Origin of the sequence: Actinomadura sp. 6N118, assembly GCF_044326415.1 — a bacterium.
GTDB lineage: Bacteria > Actinomycetota > Actinomycetes > Streptosporangiales > Streptosporangiaceae > Spirillospora.
The window spans coordinates 61725-84083 of the sequence record NZ_JBIRAZ010000033.1 but is presented as its reverse complement, the minus strand read 5'-3'; the positions used below and the strand labels follow the sequence as shown (position 1 = coordinate 84083).

Below are 22359 nucleotides of genomic sequence, written 5' to 3'. Positions count from 1 at the left end.
GCGCTGCCTCAAACGGACCGTCGCCCGCCAGGTCTTCAAACTGCTGGAGCGAAGGCCCGCTGAGGAAAGCCGAACAGTCACCGACAACCTCCCGCTGGCGGCTTGACGGATATAGCAGCCTCGAAAATCCGCGCTCAGGGGACCCGTCGGGTCGGGCTAGCGGGGACCCGTCGGGTCGGGCTAGCGCGGAAACTCGTTCCGATGCGTGTGAGCTGGGCGTTTGTACTGGATATCGGGGTGGTTGGTGGTCGGGCCGGGTAACGGTCTGATCTTTGGCGGGGTTCGTCCGGTGGGTGAGTCCTACTTTCTGGACAGACCACCCTGGCCGCTCGGTGGCGAGCGGCTCGGCTTCGCATCCGAGCACGGCCCGCTCGACTGCGGGCGGTCCCGCTTCAAGGCTGAGGGGCCAGCGGCGGTCGGCGGCGAGTCGTAGAAGCGGAGCGAGAACGGACCTGCGCCGGATCCTGAGCGGAGCGGCGCCGGAGCGGCCGCCGGTGGGGTGGATCCGAACCTCCTGGCACAGATCGTCGTCCCGCTCCTGGTCGACGTCGGCGGCGCCGCTGGTCGAGTAGCGGCGGCGGGCGGTGCCGGGGTCGACCTGCAGCGCGGCCGCGATCTGTTCCCACGGGGCGCCGGCGGCGCGGTCGGCCCGCACGGCGGCCTGCAGGAGTGCGTTGGCCGCGGCGGCGGCCTCGACCGCGACGGTGCTGTACCCGCCGAGCCGGGCGCGCTGCGGCGAGGGCGTGCCCGGCCCGCCTCGTCCGTCCAGCCGCACGATCGCCTCGGCCAGCTCGGCGAGAGCGGCCGCTACGGTGGCGGCGTGCTGGTGCATCCGCTCGCGCTCGACGTCGGCACGCTCGGCGCGGTCGCGCCCGTCCGGCCCGGCCGTCCTGGTCGACGTGGCCCGGTGGCGGTCCCGGCACGCCTGCTGTCGGCACGCGGCCGAGCAGTACCGGCGCCGCGGCGCACTGTCCGCCGGCAACGACCGCCCGCACGTCGCACTCTCGCATCGCCGGTCCGGCGCTGCTGCGGTCCTCGAGTACGTCGGCTCCGCCATGGCGTCACGATAGGCGGCTGCGCTTCGCGCGCGTCACGTTTCGCCGCGCCTCCTGCCGTCCCGGGAACCTCCGCGCGCGAGGGCGCGTCCTACCGGCTGCACAGTCTCTGCACGTGAAGGGGCCCGCCGATGGCTGCCGGTGATCGACGCGACCGCGTGATCGCGGTCCTGGTGGCCGTGCTGGCCACGGCGGCCGGCTGGGCCGAAACCGCCGATCAGCGGCTGGCCGCGCTCGGCCTGGTGGCCGCTGCCGCGGCCACCGCCGTTCCCGCCGTCGCGGTTCAAAAAGCGCTCGGCAGGCTCGGCCTGGTGGCCGCTGCCGCGGCCACCGCCGTTCCCGCCGTCGCGGTTCAAAAAGCGCTCGGCACCTGACACAGGTACTCCCGCATTACAAGAGGTGTGGTCGCTTCGGCGGCTGGGTGCCGCCGGTGCTTGCTTGAGCTAGCGGCCGGGCGCGGGTCACCTTCACATAGTGTCTGAACCCGACCACCCGCCGGGCCGCGTGTCCGGCCGTCGAACCGGCCGCTGACCTGCGGCGCTTATAGATCTCGGCCCTCGTCCGAAGCGCGTGCGGCGGGTTATCCGGCGGCCGTTGCGCGATCAGTGCCCGATCTATCCCCGGCCGTCCGATCCTGACGCGACCGAAACCCCCGCCGCTCGTGCGCGGCGGGGGCCCGGTGCGTGCTGCTGCAAGCGGGGGGCCGGAACAGGGCACCCCGAGCGGCCGCGCGGCGGGCGGGGCGAGGCAGTCACCCGCATCCCCCCTGAGGTGCACCTGCACCGCCGCCGTTCATGCCCTGTCCGACTGGCACGACGGTGCCGTCCCGCCGCCGGCCGGATGACCGCGGCCGCCGTTATCGCCTGATCAGGAGATCACCACGCAGGGCAGTCCCACCGACCTCCATTGGCCGGCGACGCGTGACCAGCCTTCGGCGCACACCGTTCCAGTGCCTCGTGCGCGCCAGCGTTGCGTGTCCGTACCCGCGGGCCAGTAGCCGTTTGGCGAGCTTCGCCGCGAGAGGTTCGGACCCCAGACGTCGAGATGTCCGTCGACCACGTCCGTGTGTCTGAACTCCGCCCACACCTGGTAGCCGTTGCCGTCGCAGTAGGTGTAGATCGTCACGTTGTTGTTGGAGCCGCGATCTCCGCATGCCTTGAGCTGGATGGTGTGCGCCGGACTCGAGGTGACCGTCGCGTGGGCGTTCGGGCTCGCGGTCAGGAGCGCCGGTGTTGCCATCGCCGTGGCCAGCGTTCCCACCGCGATGGCGCGCTTGGAGCGCCTGGACCTGCTGGTTCGCATATCGCTTCTCCGTTCCCGTGTCGGCACACCCCGCCGGGCCTGCCTTGGAGAAGTAAGTGAACCGCCCACGTGCTTCAGAGTTGCTTCACATTTGCGTCATGCCTTGGTCAGCGCAGCCCTCCCGCAGCACCGCGAAGCCCCGCCCCCCGGTAGTAGGCCAGCAGCCACAGCCTGAAGTGCTTCACTGCCGGTTCCCCCTTCGACCTTTGGGGGTCAGAACAGTGCGTCGGTCTCGGTGATGCCGGCGGCTGCGGCGGCGATGGCCGATTCGGGGTCGGCGTCTTCGGCCAGGGCGAACAGGATGGCGGTCCGGATCGCCACGGCGCGGTCATGGGCGCCGCGTACGTCGGCCAGCGGGCCGGACCTGCGCCAGCGGCGTGCGCGGTAGTCGGCGTCATTCTGCGAGCGGGGGATCAGCTCCCAGTGCGCGGGGTTCGGGGACTGGTCCCGGCGCGATCGCCGGGTTTCCAACCGCCACCACAGCCGGGGTCCGTGCGGCGACGGGCCTCTATTCGGTGACCTTGCCGCTTCTGCACTTAACAGCCGTGCCGTCGTCCCAGCCGCAGGCTTTCCAGCTGGCCGTCTTGCCGTTGGGAAGGCTTCCTATGCCCATGCAATAGGTGTCACCGCCGTAGACGTGCTTGTAGTAGGTCTTCCCGGTGTAGTTGTTCTTCACCCAGAGGGAGGAGGACTGTCCATCAAGGGACCGGTCGGTGATTCTGAAGTCGTCTTGGTCGGACCCGGTGTCTTGGTTGTAGTCGTGCCAGTAGACCCTGCCGGCCCAGGAACCCGAACCGTCGGGGATGTTCCAGGCACCTTCATTCGAGCCGCGACACGACGCCCGGACGTCCGCTGCCTGCGCTGCCGTGGTGGCGAATGCGGTCGTCGGTAGTACCAGGACACTCGCCGCTGCGATCCCTGTCACCGCAGCAGTCTTGATTTTGATGCTCATGCGCTCCCCGTTCTGTTGGACGGCCCGGAGCGTCCACTGCTCCGGGGATGTCTGTGAGGCGTTCCCCCGTGCTGGGGAATCTCCGAATTTCGCGACGAGCGTACGGTCGGGCGGGCGCCATGGGGTACCCCGCTTTTAGCGGTGACTTAAAGGGTGGCTGGATCCGCTCATCCAACGAGTGGAAACTGAAGCCCGTGTGGTCTCGTGATAAGCGCCCTTAAGCTTGTGTTTTAACCTGAGTCTGGATCTCTGGCCTTCAGTGACACCGGTCGTTTGAGGGTTTTTGCCCAGGTCGTAGTGGCGTGCTGGACGGCGATTCTTGGAGCCGGGTAGCCGGCCTGGGCCGGGTCTGCTGGGTTTGGTGCGCTGGCTGGGCAGGCCCTCTTCGTGCGGATGTTCCTGAACCCCCGCCGGACGCGTGCGGGAGGGAGCCGACCGGGTTCGGTGGGGCGTTCCCAGGGGACGGCGTAGGTCTTCGACCAGGCCGCGGGCCAGCCGGAGCTGGGTGTGGGCGGCGATAATGATCCAGGTCCAGGTACCAGCGGCGCGTGGACTGCGGATCTTGGGGGCGGTCCAGCCCCAGCGTCTGTTTGAGCTTGTGCTTTAACCCCTTGATCGTGGAAGCTGCCGGCCTTGAAGTCGAGGAGAGGTAGAGGGGTGACAGCGACCTGGGTGGCGACCTCCTATCCAGATGATTGCTCACGCTGCGGGCGGCCGAGTTCGTGCTCAGGTAGCCAGACGCTTGCCTATGGCGTTCTGCACCGGAGCATTGAGGGTTCCTGTTCTGTGTGCGGGAACGCTGAGATGGCATGTGGACGTGGCGGTCCACCAGCAGATCTGCGAGAGCACCTGCTGGCTGAACATGGCTCGGCCAGCATCAGGTTCTCGGATCCGGACTCCGGCACGGTCATCGCGATGAAAGTCGTGCGGGCGGTCCTGGGCATCCAGCTCGGACAAGCCAAGACGGCCCTTCAGCAGATCAGGTTGGGCACCTATGCCGGAACACTGCCAGAGCTGACATTTCTGGCCCGGCAGCTGAGTGCTGCTGGGGTTCCAGCGCAAGCAACCCCTCCCTCTCCCCGATAGAGGCGCGGTAGGCGGTGCCGCTTGGCCAGCGGCTGGGCACGGCCTCGCCAGGTCAGGGCCGAACGGATCAGTCTCGGCGGAACGGTGAGGCACGACGTACGCGGCTTCGCGGCCGAAGCCATTGGCGTGCGACCAGCCGGACGGCGATCCAGTGTGCATCGTCATGGGTATTGAAGGTCTGCGGCTTCATTGGGATGAGGGCCATGCGTACATCGTTTGGAGGACCCCGATATCGTCGGCGCCGCCGACGATATCGCTGGATCGTCGGCAGATCCTTGAACCATGTTGCTCGCAGTCATCGCCGTATGTGAGATCGGGTTCTGGGTCGTCCTGTCCGCCGGTCTCTGGGCCCGCTATCTGCTGAAGCGGCGCCGGCTCGGCGCGGCCATCTTGATCTGCGTTCCGCTGGTCGACGTCGTGCTCATCACCGCCACGGTGATCGACCTGCGCGGCGGTGGCACGGCCGGCTTCACCCACGGACTGGCCGCCGCCTATCTCGGTTACTCGGTCGCGTTCGGGCACAGCTGGATCCGCTGGGCGGACGAACGTTTCGCCCATCGCTTCGCCGGTGGCCCGCCGCCGACGCGCAAGCCCAAGTTCGGTGCGGCGCGGAAGAAGTACGAGTGGCGCGAGTTCGGCAAGTGTTTCATCGCGTGGGCCATCGGCTGCGGGGTCCTGCTCGCGATGATCTCCATGGTCGGCGACGCCGACCGCACGGAGGCCCTGTACGGCTGGATGGGCCGCCTGACGATGGTGCTGGCGATCTGGTCGCTGTGGCCGATCACCCACACCCTGTGGCCCGCGAAGCCCAAGCCGGGTGAGGGCGTCCCCGCCGGACCCGCCTCACGCCGCTGACCGGCCTGCTGGCCGCCAGGCCCCTGGTGCACGCCACCGTGATACGTCGCCCCAAGTGCGCAGTAGCGGGACCTGGTCGCCGCCGTCCGGACCGGCGAGCCGGCAGCGACGTACCGATTTTCCCGATCAGTAGATGATGCGGTGTTGGACGAGTGCGGCGTCGCGCAACGGCTGCCGGCGCGTAGCCGCCTGCCGTGGCTGCACCGCAGGACCGGCAGCCACCTCGCCTCCACCAGCGTCTCGGGGAGAGTCCACCGGGATCCAGGTTCGACGTGCGCGGCGGGGTTGAAGGTGATCAGGCCTTTAGGCGGACGATAGCGGCCAGCTGCCGTGGCGGGGGTTCCAGGCGCCGTCGCTGCGCCGCAGCGACGGGCAGCAAGCCCCGACGGACTTGCCGGTATCGGGGTGGCGGCAGCCGCGACCCGGCCCTTGCCACGGCTTGAACGAATCGACCGCTCTTGCTCAGTGCTCCCCGCCCCTACCGCTCGAGGCCGAACACAGCGTCGCCCTCGCCCCTTGGCTGCACGCAAATGAACACCATCGCGGCCAAACCGCCTTGGACGGCCGGCCACCCGCCAGCCGCGTCCTAACCTGTCTGGTCAGTACACCTAGTCGACCTGGTTGCTTGATCTTTCGGCAGCCGCGTCGATGAAATTGAGGAATCGCAGGAACTCCTGGTTGCGGTGGCGCCGGTAGGGCTGGGCGATCACTGAACCCGACGCGGTGTCCAGGACGGCGAACAGCTTGGTGCCGTGACGGACGTAGTCGTGGGACATCCGGGGACGCCGGTCAGCGCCAGGGCGAACTGGATTCCGTGGCCTTCGGTGCCTGGAGTTACGCCGAGCCGCAGTCGGCGGCGAGGCTGACCCCTCGGCCAGATCACCGTCGTGCTCAAGCGCGCCCATCAGCGATTTTCGTCCGGTCGGTGGCAGGCAGCTGTGCGGGTGCCGGCGCGACCGGTGGTGGCGTAGCCGCCATGCTCATAGCGGTCGGCCCAGTTCAGAACCAGGTCCACATAGTCGCCCGAGTGGTTGTAGGCGTAGACCGCAGTGCGGGTGCGTTCGGGAGCGCCGTTGTGCTTGAGATACTTGGCGGCCGCCGGAATGGCGTCCGCCGGGTCGTAGCGGCTCTCGCCGTCGCGCACACCGGGCAGACGACTGGTTCCGTGCCCGGTTTCGACCTTGCCGATGCCCGCCAGCAGGGACCGGGGCACGCCGTAGTCGGCACCGGCCTTCTTGTCGGCCAGGATCGCGCCGCCCTTGCCAGCGGAAGCGGGCTGATCGCCGCAACATGCCCGATCGGCATCGAGCCACGCGTCTGGGACCAAGGGGCCGAAGGCCATCATTGCGGCGACGGCCACAACGATGGCCAGCACGGGCGAGGCCGAGCCCTCGTCGCGGCGGAGCATGGCGTGGCCCTCGTCGCGGCGGAGCGTGGCGTGGCGCATCAGGGTCATCGCACCTTCACCTTGTCCACGCGCCCGCCGCCCAAAGCGCAGCACCACTTCCTCGATCGCCGCCTCCTCCAAAGCCGTTGCCCCCTGCTCGGACAACCGCACCGTGAAGGCGCGCACGTCGGTCCGACTCATGGCGAGGGAGCCTAGAAGCCGGGCCAGCCAAGGCTGGCCCGGCGCGCCCGGCCAGAAACGTCCCAGGGGCAGCCTTGACCAAGGTCCTGCCCTCCCGACATCAACGGACGAGAACCCCGAACGCCTCGCATTGATCCGGCCAGTCACGTGGGCCGACCTTCGCCACGCGCTCGGCATCGAGGATGCCGGCTGGAGGGCGGTGCAGAAGGCTCTGGCCGACAGCGCCGCCCCATGGGCTGGAGAGCAATGCTTGAAACCTGTGGATCTGCCGGGAATGGGGTGTGCCTTCCCGGACCGGACCCCACCTGGCCATGGCAAGACCTCCCAGTCGCGGGTGCGCCAAAGGCCAGACGTTAATCGCAGCCTATGTCGGCGTGATGGAGATGGGGCATGCGATGTTCCCTGCCGACATGGGTGTCGGCCGGGAACTCCATGGACCTAGTCGGTGATGGTGGGAATCACTGGTGCCGGCTCCAGCGCGCATTCGCGCACGTTCTGGCCTGTCGCCATTCCGATGATGAGGGCCTTGGCATTCAGCGGAGTGCCCTCGCTCACGTCGAGCACGATCGTGACGCCCTTGGGAATCCGCCGCGGATACAGCTTGAATCCGTTGGTGGAGGCGAGGTCTCCGAAATCGACGGGGTTCGGCCTGGTGCGGTCTCGCTGGCACTGCTTGCCGTCGGGCAGATCACGGCGACCGGCCAGGTTCTCATCAGGCTTTTCCCAGGCCATCCAAAAGGCACAGGTTTCGATGTCGGCCGGCGCCTTTTCCCTCTCGCTCAGCACGACGGTCTTCAGCCAACGCACCAGAGGGCGGTTTAGCGCCCGCAGCACGACGCTGGAGGGCCACACCTCCATCTCTCACGCAGCACCGCATCAAAGGACTCCGCCTACATCAGACTCCTCTCCGCGTTCGGAAACGCACTCGTATTTTCGGCGATCGCTACCGGAACCCCAACTGATCGCCGAGCCCCTGACTGCTCACCAGATCCAGGTCGACGAGCTCTCCGCGGCCTACCCCAATCGGAGCGACAGCGGCTGCCGCCGCTACTTGGACATGTACGTGGCGACCGCAGCCACCATGAATCGCGATATCGCGATTGGTCGATAATGCTGTTATGTCAACCCAAGTTGACAAGTTCCTTTGGCTCCGACGCAAGGAAGACGCAAGGGAAACGCAAGGACACTCTTCTAGGCTATGGCTACGCGTCGCGCGGGGGCTGGAGAGCCAGCGGAGGTCGGTCGGCCAACCCAAGAAGGCATCATGCTCGGCAATCATGGTTCGACCAGGAAGAGGAGGAAAGAAAGGTGAAACTAAGCAGAATAATGGTCACAGGCCTGCTCACGGCCGCCGTCACTACAATAACAGCGGCCGGGACGCCTGCCGGCGCGACGCCTCTGGGTGACGCTCCGACCGGAACGGTAACGGCCAAGCCTGGAGCACACAACACCCTTTCCGCGAACGTCATTGACCGGCCCGCGGCCGCGCCAGAGCCGACGACGTCGCCGACGGTCCCGCGTCAGTTCATTCCGGATTTCGACACCTTTCCCTGCGCGCATGGGAACGCGTGCGCGTCAGCCATCTATGGCAATGGGGCGTATCTCTTCACGTTTTTCCGGTACGCCAGCTACGGCCTGAGCAACTGGTTCGGCACGGGAAGTGCCTTCAACAACCAGTCCGGTGGCGCGGCAATGAGGCTCGAGGACAACAACCACAGGCAGCTCAATTGCATACCAGCGGGGAAATCACGGTACGTGGACTGGACTCCTGTCTGGTTCATCAGGCTGACCGCCAGCCCGTGCTGACACGTTCTCCCACACCGTCGCGGCCAAGCGCGGCTCTTGCTCGGGCTCGGGTGGCTTGGACACGTGCCCGTCCTCGCGGCCACGGTCGACCGGCCCGCCAACGAGGCGGGCGAGCACTTCATCAGAAATCGGCCACCAGTCCGGCTGCGCGGTGCTGTACGGGGTGGCCTCCTCGAACGTCACCAGGTCGAAGGAGTCGAAGCCGACCGCGTTGCCGTCAGCGAAGACCTGACGCTGAAACGACTGGCCCCATCGGCAAAGGCGACTCCCGTTCGCGCACGCGATTGCCCATCCAGCAGGCGGCGCGGACGGTGTAGAGGCCGGGGTCGGTGAAGTACTGCCCGTCGGCGCCCGAACCGAGGTAGGCCGAGGCGTACAGGGCGGGCTGGTCGGCGGTCAGGACCACCTGAGAGTCCTCGCGATGCCCGCTGCACTGGCGGGCCAGCGGCCGGAACACGCGGGTGGTACCGCTGGGGTGGGTGATGGTGAAGACGGTGTTCTCGTCCCTGGGCGACAGGTCGCGGCGCACCGGCACATCGCGGCCGTCGCGGGCGAGTTTCATCTCGACGGTGACGGGCTCGCCGTAGGCGAAGGGACGGGCCGACAGGGTCAGGGCCAGGCCCGTGTCGTCGACGGTCGGGGTGCTGGTCGCGGCCAGGGCGGCGTCCTGGTCGCTGTAGGCCGCGCTGCCCCAGGCGGCGAAGCCGGCTCCGCCGGAGATGACGGCGTTGCGGAACCCGTGGCGCAGGTGGACGAGCTCGTCGTGGGTGAAGGTGAAGGGGAACAGCTCCCAGAAGGCGTCCCAGCCTCTGCCGTTGTTGCCCGAGTACTCCCGCGGGTAGTTCATGAAGGACAGGTCGGCGAAACCGTTGCCGGGACCAAGGACGGCGCCGACGTTGGCCTTGTCCCAGGAGTGCACGAGGTTGAAGCAGTGGCCGAGTTCGTGCGCGTAGATGTACGGCCAGTAGTAGTCGAACATGCCGCGGCTGGCGTCGTAGAAGACGGCCATGCCCTGGCGTTGGCTGCCGGACTGGTCGAACATGATGCCGCCCGCCCCCTCGACGTGCCGGCTGGCCACCAACGTCCACAGCTTCCACTGCTGGGTGTCGGCGTGCCCGGAGAAGTTGTGGACCATCGCGGTGTGCAGTTCGGCGTTGGACCACAGCAGGTCAGCGCCGGAATCGTCGGCGCCGACCTGGTTGACCGCGCCCGCGTTGCGCAACTCGATCCCCGACTCGGCGTAGATGGAGGCGAGCGTCAGTCGCCGGTTGACGTAGCCGGGCGGGACGGGGTTGTCGGCGGTGTTGTAGGAGTCGAAGGTGGGCCGGTCGGCCATCGCGTCGATCTCCAGATCGATGGTGCGCAGGTGGGGCGATTCGTAGACCAGGTCCCAGGAGGCGACGCATAGGTCACCGCTGAACCCGTGGGTGGGCCTGTGGCCGCCCATGTCCACCCGCACGGTGAACTGGGTGCCGGAGGCCGGGCGGGTGCTCCAGCGGCCCACGATGGGCGCGTACTGGGTGGTGTAGGGGGCGGGCAGGGTCGCGACCTCGGGCAGCACGGTGGTGAGCGCGCCGGTCCGCTCGGGACCGGTGTTCCAGTTGAACACGCACCCGTCGGCGCCCTTGACCAGCAGGCTCCGCTTGGCGCAGTCCACCGGCGGCAGCGGCAGGACGTGGTCGTAGTCGCGCAGCCACTCGGCCGAAAGCCGCGCCCAGCCCGCCGTGGGCTCCGCGCCCTCCACGATCCGGCACTCCCGCATGACGCCGTTGGCCCAGTCAAAGGTGGCGACCCATTCCTCCTTGGACAGATAGGAGACCCATGGCGCCCCGTTCTGGACCGAGTCCATCAGCAGCGCGTCCGTATGCACGAAGAACCAGGGGGTTCAGTTGCTGACCCGCCGCCTGCATGAAATCCGCGGCCGGCTCCTCGCTGATGATCGTCCTCCGGTCCCAGTCGTAATGGCACACCCGGTCGCCCTTGGACAGCAGCATCTGCCAGGCCCCGTCGCTCGGCGGCAGCATCAAGGCACCCTCGCACGCGCTCTTGTGGGGCTCAGGCACGTTGTTCAGCTTCCCGTCGTGGAAGGTCGCGGCACCGATGGGTCCGTTGTGCTCCAGCCCCGCCGCGCTCGTCTGCGCGGCTTGGCCGCCCCGCAGGAACATCGCCCTCCACAGCGCGGTCGGCGGCACCACCGCCGAGTTGAACCCGGTGTTCTTGATCCGCATGAAGCCCACGAGTGACCCGCCTGTCTACCCGGTCCGGCTCCACTGATGGGAGCCGACTCCGTCCACGACCGTCACTCGCGCATTCACCCTGGTCAACACGCCACCAACCGCCGCCACCAGGAGAAACACGATTGAGGCGCCCGAAACAGCCCACCACGCCGCGATCACAGGCCGCTTGCGGCCTGCCACCCAAAGTCGATCAGAGGCCTGCCGAGACCAGGGCCACACCACCCGACCGCGCAGCGCTACTCGGGAGCCGCCGCTGAGCAGCGCCCAGTTGCCGTCGGCGGTACGGCGATCAGTCGCTGGCCTGGTTGGTCTTCGCTGGCTTGACGACAGCGCTCCAGGACCACTGTTGGAAACAGGTTGCAGAACGGTTCCCCACACAGGCCACACTGGCGCCGTGGAATCCACCTCTCTGATCGTTCTCCGCGGCAACTCGGGCTCGGGCAAGTCCAGCGTCGCCCAGGAGGTCCGCCGCCGCCACGGCCGCCGTGACCTCGCCGTCGTCGCGCAGGATGTGGTCCGGCGCCAGATCCTCCGAGACCGCGACGAACCCGGGGCCGCGAACATCGACCTGCTCGACACGGTCGTGCGCTGGAGCCTGGCTCGCGGCTACCACGTACTCCTGGAGGGCATCCTCTACAGCGACCATTACGGACCCATGATCGACGCACTGGTCGGCGACCACACCGGTCCGGTCCTGCTCTACTACATGGACATCCCGTTCACCGAGACGCTCCGCCGCCACGCCACCAAGCCCAACCGCGAGGAGTTCGGCGAAGCCGATATGGCACAGTGGTACCGCGAACGCGACCTCCTCCCCAACCAGCAAGAAACCGTCATCGGCCCCGCCCAAACCCTTGACCACACAGCCCAGGCCATCATGCGAGCCGCAGCCCTCAACACCACCGAAACCGACCAGCCCGCGGGGTTGCCCGCCGTTGAGTGGGTCTGAACGAGGAGATGGCGCGTACGGTGCGTGCTTTCCCCGGGTGTGGCCGCTTCGGCGATCGAAGGAATCGTATGTGGGATCGGATCAAGGTCCTGGCCAGGTTGGCCGCGATGGGCGGCGCCGACCCGGTGCTGGAGGCGTTCGGGGCGAGCACCCATCGGTATCGGCTGAATCCGCCGCTGCCGGAGGCCGATCTGGTCTCGTTCGAGACCCGGCACGGGGTCCGCCTGCCCAGCGAGTACCGGGAGTTCCTTCTGCAGGTCGGCAATGGTGGCGCAGGGCCGTACTACGGCTTGTTTCCTCTGGACGACTATCCGCCGCTCGAAGCCCTGCCCAGCGAGCACACCGATTTCCTGAGTACGCCGTTCCCGCACACCCAGGCCTGGAACCCGCCCTACGACGCCCCGGGCTATGAAGACGACGTCCACGTCATCGGCTCGCTGCCGATCGTCCACGAGGGTTGCGGCTACATCGTGAGGCTCGTCGTCAGCGGGCCTGAGCGCGGGAAGTTGTGGGAGGACGGCCGGTGCAGCGACATGGGCATCCGGCCCTTCAACTCCGGCTTCCAACGCTGGTACAGGACCTGGCTCATGACGGGCGAGCAGCCGGAGCCGTCGGCCGTCTGACCCCTGCGAGATATCGACCTGCGCGGTCTCCAACCGGTGCGGCTCGCGGGGCCCGTGCCGCTGGACCTTTCCTGCCCGTGTGACGCACTGTCGCGGCAGGGCGTTATCGACCAATCCGAGATCACGATTCACGGACGTACAGGTCCAGGTAGCGGCGGCAGCCGCTCCCGCACCGGTTGGGATAAGCCGCGGAGGGTTCGTCGACCTGGGCCCGGTGTGCGGTGAGGGGGCGCGGTGGCGGCCGGGTGGTCTGGCTCCAGCGGACCTGCCCCGTGAAGCAGGGAGTCGATGCGGTGGCGGAACGCAGGCCCGAGCGGGGTGGTGAGCAGGCCGTGCCGGACCGGATGCGGGCGAGTGCGCCGGTGCGGGTGCTGGCGTGGTGGCTGTATCTGCTGGGCGCGGTGGTGGCCGCCGTGCTGACTGGGGTGGCGATTTGGTTCCTGCTGCAGGAGGCCGCTGGTGATCCCAAGTTGCGGATTGATGAGGGACCGCGTCGAGGAGCGCACCGACGTGATCGTGCGGGGCTGGTGCGACGGCTGGCTGCACCGCGGCCACCACGTCGCCTGCATCTGGACGGCCCCCGCGCCGCGGCCCGCCGCGACCGGCTCCAAAGGAGTCATGCAGGAGCCCGGGCTTTCCAGAAGTCGAGAGCCGCGTGGGTAGGCCGGGGATATCGAACTGCGGAAATCGAACCGCGGAAAGACATTGCCAGCACGCCGTTGGTTCAGCTGCGCCTGTCGCCGGCGTGCCCCGCCCCAGGGAACGCGGTCGGGGCGGGGCACGCCCGCAGCTGCCTAGTGGGCGGGGAGTGCGTGGGGTGCGTGGTGGGAGGGGGCTGCGGCCGCCGTTGTCGGGTCGTTGCTGTCGCGGGCAGCGACACTGCCGCCTGTGGTGCAGGCCAGCGCCACCGCCAGGCCGGTCCACAGGCGCCATTTCGGTACCCGGCCGCGGACCAGCCATTGGTGGACTTTGCGGGCGCTGGGGCGCGGGCCGCGCTTGCGCAGCAGCCGAATATTCGGCACTGACAGGTCTCCCTGACGTCCCGCCTCCTGCAGGAAGCCGGTGGCGGCCTGGTGTACTGCGCTCGCGACGATGCTTTCGTCCCGCTGGTCCACGGCCCCCCGCGTACGGGCGAGTTGGGGGCTTACCAGCGTGCGCCAGGGCCGTCTGTCCTCCTCTTGCTGCCATGGGGGTGCGCGGTCAGCGGATCATGTAGCCGACGCCGCGTACGGTGTGCAGGATCTGCTGGGGGCCGAGCTTGCGGCGGAGCTGGGCGATCAGCACGTCGAGCACGTTGGAGTTGGGGGGCACGTACTCGTCCCAGACCTCCGCGATCAGGTCGCGCCGGGCGACCGGGTTGCCGGCGGCGGCCACCAGTCGGTGGAGGACCTGGAATTCCTTGGAGGTCAGGGTGAGCAGGGTGCCGGCGCGGCGGGCCTCGTGCCGGCCGATGTCCAGCTCCAGGTCGCCATGGCGCAGGACCGGGAGCGCAGCGGTGGTGCCGCCGCGCCGGCACAGGGCGCCCACGCGGACCAGCAGCTCGGCCATGGCGAACGGTTTCACCAGGTAGTCGTCGCCGACCCGAAGGCCGTCGGTGCGGTCGCGCACGGTGTCCCGTGCGGTCAGGAAGAGCACCGGTACGAGCCAGCCGCCGCGGCGCCGTTCGGCCACGTAGGCGAGCGCGTCGCCGCCGGGCAGCATCCGGTCGAAGACCGCGCCGTCGTAGGCGTTGACGCTGAGCGCCTCGTCCGCCTCGGGCAGGTCGGCCGCGGTGTCCACGGCGTAGCCTGTGCCGCGCAGCGCACCGTCGACCGCGATGCGGAGATTCTCGTCGTCCTCGGTGACGAGTATTCGCACAACCACAGAAGATAGCCCAGCCCCAGGACGAGTGATCCCACGGCCCTCCCGGGGTCATGCGCAGAGGGCGCCGTCCATGGCGGTTCGCACGTCGGCGGCGGTCAGGAGGCGGAGTTGGCCGGGGTCGGGCATGTGGCCGAGGCCGCGGAGGCGGCGTGCCTGGGCTGTGCGGGCGCTCTCGAAGAGCTTGCGCGCGTCGCGAGCGTTGCCGAAGTCGGTCTCACGGGAGATCCGTGTGAAGTACGCCTCCAGTTCCGGCATGCCCGACGGGTCCAGCTCATAGTCACTGGCCCGCACCATCCGCCCGATGATGTCCGTCAACTCCGCCGGCGTGTAGTTCTCGAACTTCACCGTACGGGCGAACCTGGAGGCCAGCCCGGGGTTGGCGGCGAGGAACCGCTCCATCTCGCCGGTGTAGCCGGCCACGATCACCACGATCTCCTCGCGGTGGTCCTCCATCAGCTTGACCAGCGTGTCGATGGCCTCCTGGCCGAAGTCGTTGCCGCCGCCCCCCTGTCGGGACAGCGTGTACGCCTCGTCGATGAAGAGAACACCGCCCATGGACTCCTCGAAGACCTGTGCGGTCTTCTCGGCGGTGTGCCCCACGTACTGGCCGACCAGGTCGCGCCGGGCCACTTCGCGGAAACCGCCGCCGGGTAGCACACCCAGTTCGGCGAGGAGGCGGCCGTACGTGCGCGCCACCGTCGTCTTACCGGTGCCGGGCGCGCCGGCGAAGACCAGGTGGTGGCCGATGGTGCCGGTGGCGAGCCCGGCCTGGCGCCGCCAGGCGTTCACACCGATCTCGTCCACCAGGCCCCGTACCTCGGACTTCACACCGGGCAGCCCGACCATGGCGTCCAGCTCGCCGAGTAGTTCCTCCAGCGTGGTGCCGCCGCCGGGGGGCCGCTCCGCGGAATCGCTCACCTTCGTCTCCGAGCCGGGCGCGAGCAAGATGCCCGGTTCGGCGGTGTTGCTCACCTCGCAGGCCTCGACCGAGCCGCCGCAGCCGGCACCGATCTCCACGCCGACGCCGCGGGTGTCGGAGATGCGTGTCTCCCGGAGCACGGGCGCGGCGCGGTGCGCCACCACGACCCCGGCGCCTCCGGTACGCCCGATCGCGCAGTTCTGCAGTACCGGCCGGGCGTGCTGGAAGACGTAAAGCCCACGCTGCCCGCAGCCGGTCACCGTGCAGGAGCGCAGCACCGGATCCGCGCCGAGGCCGATGATCATGCCGTCCCCGGCGACGTTGTCCACGGTCACGTTCTCCAGGGAACCGGACGCCCCTTCGATCAGGAGCCCGTGCTCGGCGTCGGCCACGGTGGTCTCCCGTACGCTCACCGGCCCGGTACCCCGGATCGCGATGCCCGGCCCCCGGAGGCCCTTCAGCGCGCAGCGCGCCACGGTCACCTCGGCCCCATCGGCCTGCACCCCACCGGCACCCCCGGTCAGGGTCAGCCCGTACAGCCCGATTGAACCGCCGCTGACCCGCAGCACCGGCCGGTCGGCCCCGGAGCCGTTCAACACCACCTCAGCGCCCTCGGAGGCCCGGAGCGTCACCTCGCGCCGCATCAGCTCGAACGTCTCGGCGTACGTGCCAGCGGCGATCAGTACGGTCGTGCCGTCCGCGGCCTCGGTGAGCGCGTCGCCGATGGTCGCGTACGCACCATGTCGCTCCGGGTCCACCAGGACCGACCGGCCCTGGCCCGCGGCCGTCAGCGTCATCGGTTCGCCTCCGCCGGCCATCCGCGGTCGGCGGCCTTGAGGCCGGCCTGAAAGCGGCTGCGCGCGCCGAGCCGACTCATGATCGTGGCCATGCTGCGCCGCACGGTACGGACCGAGACCTCCAGCTTCACCGCGACCGCCGTGTCCGTGTAGCCCTCCGCCAGCAGCTTCAGCACTTCCCTCTCGCGGTCGGACAGCTCCCCGTGCTCATGCACCCCGCAGGTGCCGATCGGCACGGCGGCCGCCCATGCCTGGGTGGACAGCCAGGTGATGGCCTCCACCACGCTGCGCAGGCGGAGCATCGCGACCCCGGTCGCAGGCTCGTCGCCGTGCCGCTCACCGGGGAGCACTGCCAGCGCCCCGTCGATGATCACGGCATGGCCGGGCACCTCGGGCACGGTCCGTACGTCGGCGCCGGCAAGGGCCAGCGCCTTCAGCCGAGCGGCCAGCGCGGGCACGACGCGGGCGCGGTCCGGGAAGAGCACCCGGTAGCGCACGCCGCGCCGGAGGTTGTCGTGGTCGACCTGGCGGGGGATGCCGATCGGCTCACCGGTGGCGGCCGACAGCGGGCAGAGCACGACCACCTCGCGGGTGGCCGTGGCCAGCGCCGCGTCGATGTCGGCGTGGGCCGACGGCCGTGGCAGGCGCCGGGGCCGGTCCGGCTGGACCGGGTGGGGGGTGTGGTCGTGGCGGCGGACCGGCGTGGTCGGCGGAGGCCGGTGGGCTGGCGGCTTCGTGAGGTGCGTGGTGGTCATGACAGTAGTTCTCCTCCGATCGGCAGGGTGAGCGCGACGGCCGGCCCGTGGAGCCCGTCCAGCCGTTCCAGTCGGATGCGCAGGTCCTTGCTGTGCGCCGCGAGGCGCGCGGCCGCTTTGTCGGTCAGTTCGGGGGTGGTGGCGGCGATCCGCAACATCCCGGAGAGCCCGGTGGTGTGCGCCGCGACGGCGACGGTGAGCGCGACACCGGGCTGGAAGGTGAGCAGCCGGTGTAGGGCGGCGGCCCGGTCCGGAGGCCCGTCCTCGTGCGCGGAGAGCGCCATGGCGACCTGGGTGATCGGGCCGGCGTGCCAGTACCGCCACTGCTCGTGCAGGCGGTGGCGACCTGGCCCGGTGTGGACGAGTGCGGTCAGCGTGGTGTGCAGCTCGTCCTCCGGTACGGCGACCAGAGTCACGCCCAGCCGGCGGGTGCTGCGCAGGATCCGGCGTACCGCGTTGCCCAGCGGGATCGCCACGGCCTCGTCGGAGGCGAAGTCCATGTCGCGCCGGGCCCGTACGGCCAGCCAGGCGCGGGGCACCTGCTGGTGCGGGCCCCGATGGAGCACCAGTTGCAGCCCCAGGCGGGGGACGCCGTCCTCCGGCTCGGGCAGCAGCGCGTCGGAGAGCGCGGCGCGGGTGAGCGCCCGCGGGTCGCCCTCCGGCCGCAGGACCGCGACCAGTTCCTCGGGGCGGCTCACGGTGCCCGCGGGCTCGCCGCCGATGCCGGTGGAACCGGCCCGTGCGCCGTCCGCCAGCCGGGAGAGCAGAGTGGCCGGGCGGTCGGCCGTGGTGGAGAGGTCGTGCGTACGGGGGCGGAGCGCCAGCCGTACCCGCCGTGCCAGGACCGCGGAGAGCCACTGGCGGTTCACCCGCAGGGCGGAGAGGGCGAGGAGCAGGACGGCGGCGGCGGCGAGCGTGACGGCCTGCGGCCACGGCCGCCCGGCCGCGGTGAAGGCGAGCACCAGGGTCAACTGCCAGCAGATGATCCGGACGATCGGCAGCTCTCCGATCGGCTCCGGCGGCCGTGGCCGCGGGGGAGCGGGGGTGGCCTGCGCGGGCAGCCCCACCGCCGCGACGGTCACCTGGGGTGCGGACTGTGACCGCTCGGCCGCCGGCTTGGGGCGTCGTACGGCGGTGGCCGCCGCTTCGGCGGCCTGCGCCGTCCGCGTGGCTCCGGTGGCCTGCTGCGCGGCCTGGAAGGCCTGGGCCGGGGCGGTGTTCGCCCGCGCGGCCTGAACTACGGGGGGAGCGGGGCGAAGATCGGTGTGCCGGGGCGCGGGCGCCGGAGCCTCTGGCCGCCCGGCCGTGGCCGGGCCGGTCTCCGGACTGACCGCCTCGCCGGTCTCACTCATGGGCACTCGTCCTGTTCCTGCCAGTAGCCGCAGCCCCGGATCGTCGGGGTTAAGCTGCGGCTGCCATCACCGGATGTGATGACCTCGCGATGCCTACGATCCGGCGGGCAACATGAGGTTCCGATGACACGGGGAAGGGCCTGGTTATGCGGGTGCTGGTCGTGGAGGACGACGGGAATCTGCGACTCGCCGTGACCACGGAGCTGGCCGGCAAGGGCCTCCAGGTGGATCAGGCGGCCGACATCGCGGGCGCGGACGCGTACCTGCGCGCGGGTGCGTACGACTGCGTGGTGTTCGACCGGATGCTCCCGGACGGAGACGCCGTCACGTACGTGCACGCACGCCGACAGCGGGGCTGGGCGCTCCCGGTGCTCTTCCTGACCGCGCTGGACTCACTGGCTCAGCGGGTGGTCGGGTTCGAGCACGGCGGCGACGACTACCTGGTGAAGCCGTTCGCGATGGCGGAGATGACCGCCCGGGTGCTGGCGCTCGCCCGGCGCTCGGGCGCCAACCGGCCTTCGGTGCTGCGCCACGCGGACCTGGAGCTGGACTCCGCGCGGCGCGAGGTGCGCCGTGGGGGCGTGATGCTCACCCTGACCAGCAAGGAGTTCGCCGTTCTCGAGTACCTGCTGACCCGGCCGGAGCAGGCCGTCGGCAGGAGCGAGCTGATCGAGCACTGCTGGGACTCCAGCACCGATCCCATGTCCAACGTGGTCGACGTGACGGTGCGCCGGCTGCGGGGCAAGCTCCGTACGCCCGAGCTGATCCACACCGTGCGCGGCCGCGGCTACCGGCTCGGAGGCTCGGGCGCACTCGGAGGCTCGGGCGCATGAGCACCCCCACGACGATCAGAGGCACCAGCGGCTCCGCCTCGGAGGGGTTGCGGCGGCTGCGCTGGTTGCTGACCGGGCTGTTCACCGCGATGAACGCCGTCGGGCTGATCATCCTCGCCTGGCTCCTCATCGACCAGGACACACAGGCGCGTGAACAGGAAACGAACCTGAAGCTGCGCACGGTGACCGCGGTCGTGCAGCGCCTCGTGGTGCAGGACGGGGACGGTTCGCCGAACCTGGAGTTCGTCCCCGCCGACGAGATCGACCGCCAGTGCCCGCAGTTCGCGGTCCTCCCCGGCGGCGCGGGCGGCTTCACGCCGCACTACAGCAAGCAGGCATGCGTGCCGTTCAAGGGCGTCGACCTCGCCGGCCACGCCGCGGAGGCCGTGCGGACCGGAACCGAGAGGAGCGGGCTCGTCGAGGTCCGCGACGGCGACGGCGAGCCGACCGGCCGGTTCGCGGCGATCCGGGTGGAGCCGTTCCGTGACGGTAACGGGCAGTTCGTGGGGGCGGTGGCCGCGGTCGCCGACGCCTCGCAGGCCAGTGACGCCCACGATGTGTTGACACTCACCGTCATCGGTGGCTGTACGCTCCTCATCCTCGCCCTCGTGGGTGCCGGCCACGTCATGTCGGGCCGCGCCATCCGCCCCGCGGCGGCGGCGTTGGAGCAGCAGGAAGTGCTGCTCGCCGAGACCGCGCACGACCTGCGTACGCCCGTGGCCGCCCTCCGCGCCCTCGCCGAGACCGCCATCACCAACCCCACCATGCGCGACGACCTGCTGCCGCGGACCGTGAAGCTCGCCGCGGACATGGGCGCCATCATCGACGGCCTGCTGGTCCGCGCCCGGCTCGCGGCCGGGGTGGAGCAACTCGCCATCCAGCCCGTCTGGCTCGACCAACTCGTCACCACGGTGGTGGAGGAGACCCCCGCCGAGGGCGCACAGGTCGCGGTGAGCGCCGCCCCCACAAAGGTCAACGCCGACCCGGTGCTGATGCAGCGGGCCATCCGCAACCTGCTCACCAACGCGCTCCGGCACGGCAAGCGGCCCGGCGCTCCGGCGGCGATCGTGTCCATCACCGTGGCTGGCGGGCGGGTCGTCGTGGCCGACCAGGGGCCGGGCATCGACCCCGCGGCGGCCCGCGAGACCTTCGACCGTTTCACCAGCGGCGACGGCTCCTCCGGCAGCGGCCTCGGCCTCTCCATCGTCCGCTGGGTGGCCCAGGCACACGGCGGCGTGCTCCGCGTCTACAACGCCGAAGAGGGAGGTGCGATCTTCGAGCTGGTGCTGCCCCACGCGGACGGCGCAGGGCAGTAGTGGCGTGACCGCCAAGCCGGGAACCCTCCCTGGGGCGTGGCCATACGGTTGCTGCCGATGTCGGTCAGATTCGAGAAAGATGTCGGTGAGATTCGAGAGAAGTGGGACCGATGCTCGTTTATTGTCAGGACGTGATCGCTTTTCTGCGCCGCGTTGTGTCCCTCCGCGGGCGGCCGGACGGCGATGGGCCGGGCCTGCGCCGGCTGCCTCTCGTCCTGGTGGCCTGCCTCTGCGCGGTGGCCATGGCCGCGGCCGCGGTCGCGGCGGTGCGACCCGTCTCCGGTCTGGAGCTGCTGCTGGGCGGTCACTGGCTCTACAACAGCTCCGACGGTTCGACCTACCACGTCAACGGTGCCTCCAAGACGGTGGACGCCGGGCTGAAGCTGCCAGGTCTGGGGGCCGACACCCAGGTCGTGCACAGCCCGTCGAGCGGTTTCGTGCTCGGCCGGGAGCGGGTGACCGAGTTCGGTAAGTCGGACCTGCGGGTGCTGCGGACGTACCAGGCCCCGGCGACGGACGAGCGCCCGGTCGCCCTGGAGGTCCCCGGCGGCCCCTACGCGGTCTACCGCAAGTCCGGCGTCATCTTCCGCATGAGCGACCCGCCCGCGGTGATCAAGGCCGGCGCCGGCTACCAGCTCGGCGATCCGGTGGTGACCCCCGACGGCTCCCTCTGGCTGCACCGTCTGGGATCGACGGGGCATTTCTGCAAGCTGGGCCCGAAGGACACCAAGGTGACCTGCCCGGCCTACGCTCCCGCGGGCCACAAGGGCGCGCTGACCGTGGTCGGCGGCCGCCCGGTCTTCGTCGACACCACGTCGGACGAGCTCGTCCCCGTGAAGGCGGGCGAGCTCGGCGAGGGGACGCCGATCGGCACGGACCTGAGCGACGGTGCGCTGGTGGCGCCCGTGGACGCCGCCGGCAAGGTGGCCGTGGTGGACCGCGGGCAGATGCACATGGCGGACGCCTCCACGCTCGGCACGGACCGGGCCGGAAAGGTCAAGAGCGTACGGCTGCCGTCCAGCGGCGCCTTCTCCCCGCCCAGCGTGAGCGGCACCTCGGTCGTCCTGTTCGACCAGACGAACAACACGGTCCACACGTACCGGCCGGACGGCGAGCCGATCCCGGGCGGCCGCATGACGATGCCGCCCAGCGGCGGGCCGGCCGATCCGGCGGCGCCCCGGCTCCACCGCGGCGAGGACCGGCGCCTCTACGTGGACGACCCCAAGGGGCAGCACGTCCTGGTGGTCGACCCTGACGGCCGGGTCGGGCGGGTCGAGGTACCCGGCAACTTCAAGCCGAAGCCCAACCCCCCGCAGCCTCCGCCCCCCGAGAAGACGATCCCCCCGAGCCCGCCCGAGCCGGAGAGGTCGATCCCCCCGAGCCCGCCCGGGCAGGAGAGGTCGATCCCCCCGAGCCCGCCCGGGCCGAAGAGGCCCTCCCAGCCTTCTTCACCCGCGTCGCCGCGGCCGCCCAAGCGCGATCCCGTGCCGGCGGGCCCGCCCGGGGCGCCGTCCGTCAAGTACGACCGGCAGGGCGGCACGGTGGTGGTCACCTGGACCGCCCCAGAAGACAACGGCGCTCCGGTGACCGGCTACACCCTGACGTGGAAGGGGAGCAAGTCGGGCACAGTCACGTTCGGTAAGAGCCGGCGTTCGTACCAGCTGGCCGGGCTGACCCCCGGCGGGACCTACACGATCACGGTCCGCGCGAGGAACCGCGTGGGGCTGGGCACGGCGGCCAGCGTCAAAGTCCGCATGGTGGGGCCGGTCGTGGTCCTCACCCGCGGCGAGACCGGTGACTACAACGAGAACTGCCAGGCGCCGCAGTGCGCGAAGATGCATATCGAGATGTCCGGCTTCGAGCCGAACACGCAATACCACATCGAGCCCGTCGCTCCCAACGACGACTACTCCAACCCCGGCGCGACGGTGACCACGAACGGCAGCGGCTACGAGGCGACGGACCGCTTCGACTACAACGGCGTGGGTGAGAGGGTCTACATCGTGGTGGAGAAGGGCGGCACCGAGGTGGCCAGGTCCAGGACCATCGTGTGGCCCAACGGCTAGTGAGG

General features: G+C 69.9%; 22 protein-coding genes and 1 pseudogene. 10 read left to right on the top strand and 13 right to left on the bottom strand.

Features of this window, described 5'->3' with window-relative positions:
• Positions 1-499 precede the first annotated feature (499 nt).
• A complete protein-coding gene (locus tag ACH34W_RS50000; protein WP_395968336.1) occupies positions 500-1174 on the top strand; it encodes a hypothetical protein in 675 nt (224 codons plus the stop codon).
• Between the two features lie 12 nt (positions 1175-1186).
• Positions 1187-1429: a hypothetical protein gene (locus tag ACH34W_RS49995; protein WP_395968335.1), complete on the top strand. Its 243-nt coding sequence runs from the start codon at positions 1187-1189 to the stop codon at positions 1427-1429.
• A 493-nt stretch (positions 1430-1922) separates the two neighbouring features.
• Here ACH34W_RS49995 and ACH34W_RS49990 read toward each other — a convergent pair whose 3' ends face one another.
• From ACH34W_RS49990 to ACH34W_RS49980, 3 genes are all read right to left on the bottom strand, one after another.
• Positions 1923-2357 (bottom strand): hypothetical protein, encoded by a 435-nt coding sequence (locus tag ACH34W_RS49990; protein WP_395968334.1) that lies wholly within the window; start codon positions 2355-2357, stop codon positions 1923-1925.
• Positions 2358-2570: 213 nt separating this feature from the next.
• Positions 2571-2828 (bottom strand): hypothetical protein, encoded by a 258-nt coding sequence (locus ACH34W_RS49985; RefSeq protein ID WP_395968333.1) that lies wholly within the window; start codon positions 2826-2828, stop codon positions 2571-2573.
• Positions 2829-2865: 37 nt separating this feature from the next.
• Positions 2866-3309, bottom strand: a complete 444-nt coding sequence (locus tag ACH34W_RS49980; protein ID WP_395968332.1) for a hypothetical protein — start codon at positions 3307-3309, stop codon at positions 2866-2868.
• A 1368-nt stretch (positions 3310-4677) separates the two neighbouring features.
• On the opposite strand from ACH34W_RS49980, the gene ACH34W_RS49975 reads away from it, so the two are divergent.
• The gene (locus ACH34W_RS49975; RefSeq protein WP_395968330.1) at positions 4678-5250 is read left to right on the top strand and encodes a hypothetical protein; all 573 of its coding nucleotides are present in this window, start codon (positions 4678-4680) and stop codon (positions 5248-5250) included.
• A 641-nt stretch (positions 5251-5891) separates the two neighbouring features.
• On the opposite strand, the pseudogene ACH34W_RS49970 reads toward ACH34W_RS49975, so the two are convergent.
• The 3 genes and pseudogenes from ACH34W_RS49970 to ACH34W_RS49960 form a co-directional block, all read right to left on the bottom strand.
• Positions 5892-6023, bottom strand: a pseudogene (locus ACH34W_RS49970) (IS630 family transposase); the annotation flags it as partial.
• A gap of 131 nt (positions 6024-6154) precedes the next feature.
• On the bottom strand, positions 6155-6838 hold the full coding sequence (locus ACH34W_RS49965) for a hypothetical protein (RefSeq protein ID WP_395968329.1): 684 nt from the start codon (positions 6836-6838) through the stop codon (positions 6155-6157).
• A 438-nt stretch (positions 6839-7276) separates the two neighbouring features.
• Complete coding sequence (locus tag ACH34W_RS49960) at positions 7277-7696, bottom strand: hypothetical protein (RefSeq protein ID WP_395968328.1); 420 nt, start codon at positions 7694-7696, stop codon at positions 7277-7279.
• Positions 7697-8146: 450 nt separating this feature from the next.
• Here ACH34W_RS49960 and ACH34W_RS49955 point away from each other — a divergent pair, with 450 nt between their 5' ends.
• Positions 8147-8644 (top strand): hypothetical protein, encoded by a 498-nt coding sequence (locus ACH34W_RS49955; protein ID WP_395968327.1) that lies wholly within the window; start codon positions 8147-8149, stop codon positions 8642-8644.
• Between the two features lie 217 nt (positions 8645-8861).
• Here ACH34W_RS49955 and ACH34W_RS49950 read toward each other — a convergent pair whose 3' ends face one another.
• Both ACH34W_RS49950 and ACH34W_RS49945 read right to left on the bottom strand, forming a co-directional pair.
• Positions 8862-10493 carry a hypothetical protein gene (locus tag ACH34W_RS49950; protein ID WP_395968326.1) on the bottom strand — a complete coding sequence of 544 codons (1632 nt, stop codon included), beginning with the start codon at positions 10491-10493 and terminating at the stop codon, positions 8862-8864.
• Entirely contained in the window at positions 10423-10872 is a 450-nt protein-coding gene (locus tag ACH34W_RS49945; RefSeq protein WP_395968325.1) for a hypothetical protein, read from the bottom strand. Before ACH34W_RS49945 ends, ACH34W_RS49950 begins: the two co-directional genes overlap by 71 nt.
• Before the next feature lie 403 nt (positions 10873-11275).
• On the opposite strand from ACH34W_RS49945, the gene ACH34W_RS49940 reads away from it, so the two are divergent.
• The 3 genes from ACH34W_RS49940 (at position 11276) to ACH34W_RS49930 (ending at position 13116) form a co-directional block, all read left to right on the top strand.
• Positions 11276-11830, top strand: coding sequence for an AAA family ATPase (locus ACH34W_RS49940; RefSeq protein ID WP_395968324.1), 555 nt, complete (start codon positions 11276-11278; stop codon positions 11828-11830).
• A gap of 68 nt (positions 11831-11898) precedes the next feature.
• Entirely contained in the window at positions 11899-12453 is a 555-nt protein-coding gene (locus ACH34W_RS49935; protein WP_395968323.1) for an SMI1/KNR4 family protein, read from the top strand.
• A gap of 480 nt (positions 12454-12933) precedes the next feature.
• Positions 12934-13116: a hypothetical protein gene (locus ACH34W_RS49930; RefSeq protein ID WP_395968322.1), complete on the top strand. Its 183-nt coding sequence runs from the start codon at positions 12934-12936 to the stop codon at positions 13114-13116.
• Between the two features lie 131 nt (positions 13117-13247).
• Here ACH34W_RS49930 and ACH34W_RS49925 read toward each other — a convergent pair whose 3' ends face one another.
• The 5 genes from ACH34W_RS49925 to ACH34W_RS49905 form a co-directional block, all read right to left on the bottom strand.
• Positions 13248-13568 carry a hypothetical protein gene (locus ACH34W_RS49925; protein ID WP_395968321.1) on the bottom strand — a complete coding sequence of 107 codons (321 nt, stop codon included), beginning with the start codon at positions 13566-13568 and terminating at the stop codon, positions 13248-13250.
• Between the two features lie 85 nt (positions 13569-13653).
• Positions 13654-14310: a winged helix-turn-helix domain-containing protein gene (locus tag ACH34W_RS49920; protein WP_395968320.1), complete on the bottom strand. Its 657-nt coding sequence runs from the start codon at positions 14308-14310 to the stop codon at positions 13654-13656.
• 54 nt (positions 14311-14364) lie between these two features.
• On the bottom strand, positions 14365-16032 hold the full coding sequence (locus tag ACH34W_RS49915) for a right-handed parallel beta-helix repeat-containing protein (protein ID WP_395968319.1): 1668 nt from the start codon (positions 16030-16032) through the stop codon (positions 14365-14367).
• Entirely contained in the window at positions 16029-16787 is a 759-nt protein-coding gene (locus ACH34W_RS49910) for a LuxR C-terminal-related transcriptional regulator (RefSeq protein ID WP_395968318.1), read from the bottom strand. Before ACH34W_RS49910 ends, ACH34W_RS49915 begins: the two co-directional genes overlap by 4 nt.
• Positions 16784-18139, bottom strand: coding sequence for a hypothetical protein (locus tag ACH34W_RS49905; protein WP_395968317.1), 1356 nt, complete (start codon positions 18137-18139; stop codon positions 16784-16786). The genes ACH34W_RS49910 and ACH34W_RS49905 overlap by 4 nt, the downstream gene beginning before the upstream one ends.
• Positions 18140-18285: 146 nt before the next feature.
• Between ACH34W_RS49905 and ACH34W_RS49900 the strand changes: the two genes are divergently transcribed.
• From ACH34W_RS49900 to ACH34W_RS49890, 3 genes are all read left to right on the top strand, one after another.
• On the top strand, positions 18286-18972 hold the full coding sequence (locus tag ACH34W_RS49900; RefSeq protein WP_395968316.1) for a response regulator transcription factor: 687 nt from the start codon (positions 18286-18288) through the stop codon (positions 18970-18972).
• Positions 18969-20288: a sensor histidine kinase gene (locus ACH34W_RS49895; protein WP_395968315.1), complete on the top strand. Its 1320-nt coding sequence runs from the start codon at positions 18969-18971 to the stop codon at positions 20286-20288. The genes ACH34W_RS49900 and ACH34W_RS49895 overlap by 4 nt, the downstream gene beginning before the upstream one ends.
• A 131-nt stretch (positions 20289-20419) precedes the next feature.
• Entirely contained in the window at positions 20420-22354 is a 1935-nt protein-coding gene (locus tag ACH34W_RS49890; RefSeq protein WP_395968314.1) for a fibronectin type III domain-containing protein, read from the top strand.
• Positions 22355-22359 lie beyond the last annotated feature (5 nt).

Coding starts and splice junctions, on each gene's coding strand:
- ACH34W_RS49995 (WP_395968335.1), top strand. CDS start 1,187: ATGGCTGCCGGTGATCGACGCGACCGCGTGATCGCGGTCCTGGTGGCC.
- ACH34W_RS49930 (WP_395968322.1), top strand. CDS start 12,934: ATGAGGGACCGCGTCGAGGAGCGCACCGACGTGATCGTGCGGGGCTGG.
- ACH34W_RS49910 (WP_395968318.1), bottom strand. CDS start 16,787: ATGACCACCACGCACCTCACGAAGCCGCCAGCCCACCGGCCTCCGCCG.
- ACH34W_RS49900 (WP_395968316.1), top strand. CDS start 18,286: ATGCGGGTGCTGGTCGTGGAGGACGACGGGAATCTGCGACTCGCCGTG.
- ACH34W_RS49905 (WP_395968317.1), bottom strand. CDS start 18,139: ATGAGTGAGACCGGCGAGGCGGTCAGTCCGGAGACCGGCCCGGCCACG.
- ACH34W_RS49915 (WP_395968319.1), bottom strand. CDS start 16,032: ATGACGCTGACGGCCGCGGGCCAGGGCCGGTCGGTCCTGGTGGACCCG.
- ACH34W_RS49975 (WP_395968330.1), top strand. CDS start 4,678: ATGTTGCTCGCAGTCATCGCCGTATGTGAGATCGGGTTCTGGGTCGTC.
- ACH34W_RS49980 (WP_395968332.1), bottom strand. CDS start 3,309: ATGAGCATCAAAATCAAGACTGCTGCGGTGACAGGGATCGCAGCGGCG.
- ACH34W_RS49965 (WP_395968329.1), bottom strand. CDS start 6,838: ATGAGTCGGACCGACGTGCGCGCCTTCACGGTGCGGTTGTCCGAGCAG.
- ACH34W_RS49895 (WP_395968315.1), top strand. CDS start 18,969: ATGAGCACCCCCACGACGATCAGAGGCACCAGCGGCTCCGCCTCGGAG.
- ACH34W_RS49950 (WP_395968326.1), bottom strand. CDS start 10,493: ATGGACTCGGTCCAGAACGGGGCGCCATGGGTCTCCTATCTGTCCAAG.
- ACH34W_RS49960 (WP_395968328.1), bottom strand. CDS start 7,696: ATGGAGGTGTGGCCCTCCAGCGTCGTGCTGCGGGCGCTAAACCGCCCT.
- ACH34W_RS49990 (WP_395968334.1), bottom strand. CDS start 2,357: ATGCGAACCAGCAGGTCCAGGCGCTCCAAGCGCGCCATCGCGGTGGGA.
- ACH34W_RS49935 (WP_395968323.1), top strand. CDS start 11,899: ATGTGGGATCGGATCAAGGTCCTGGCCAGGTTGGCCGCGATGGGCGGC.
- ACH34W_RS49945 (WP_395968325.1), bottom strand. CDS start 10,872: ATGCGGATCAAGAACACCGGGTTCAACTCGGCGGTGGTGCCGCCGACC.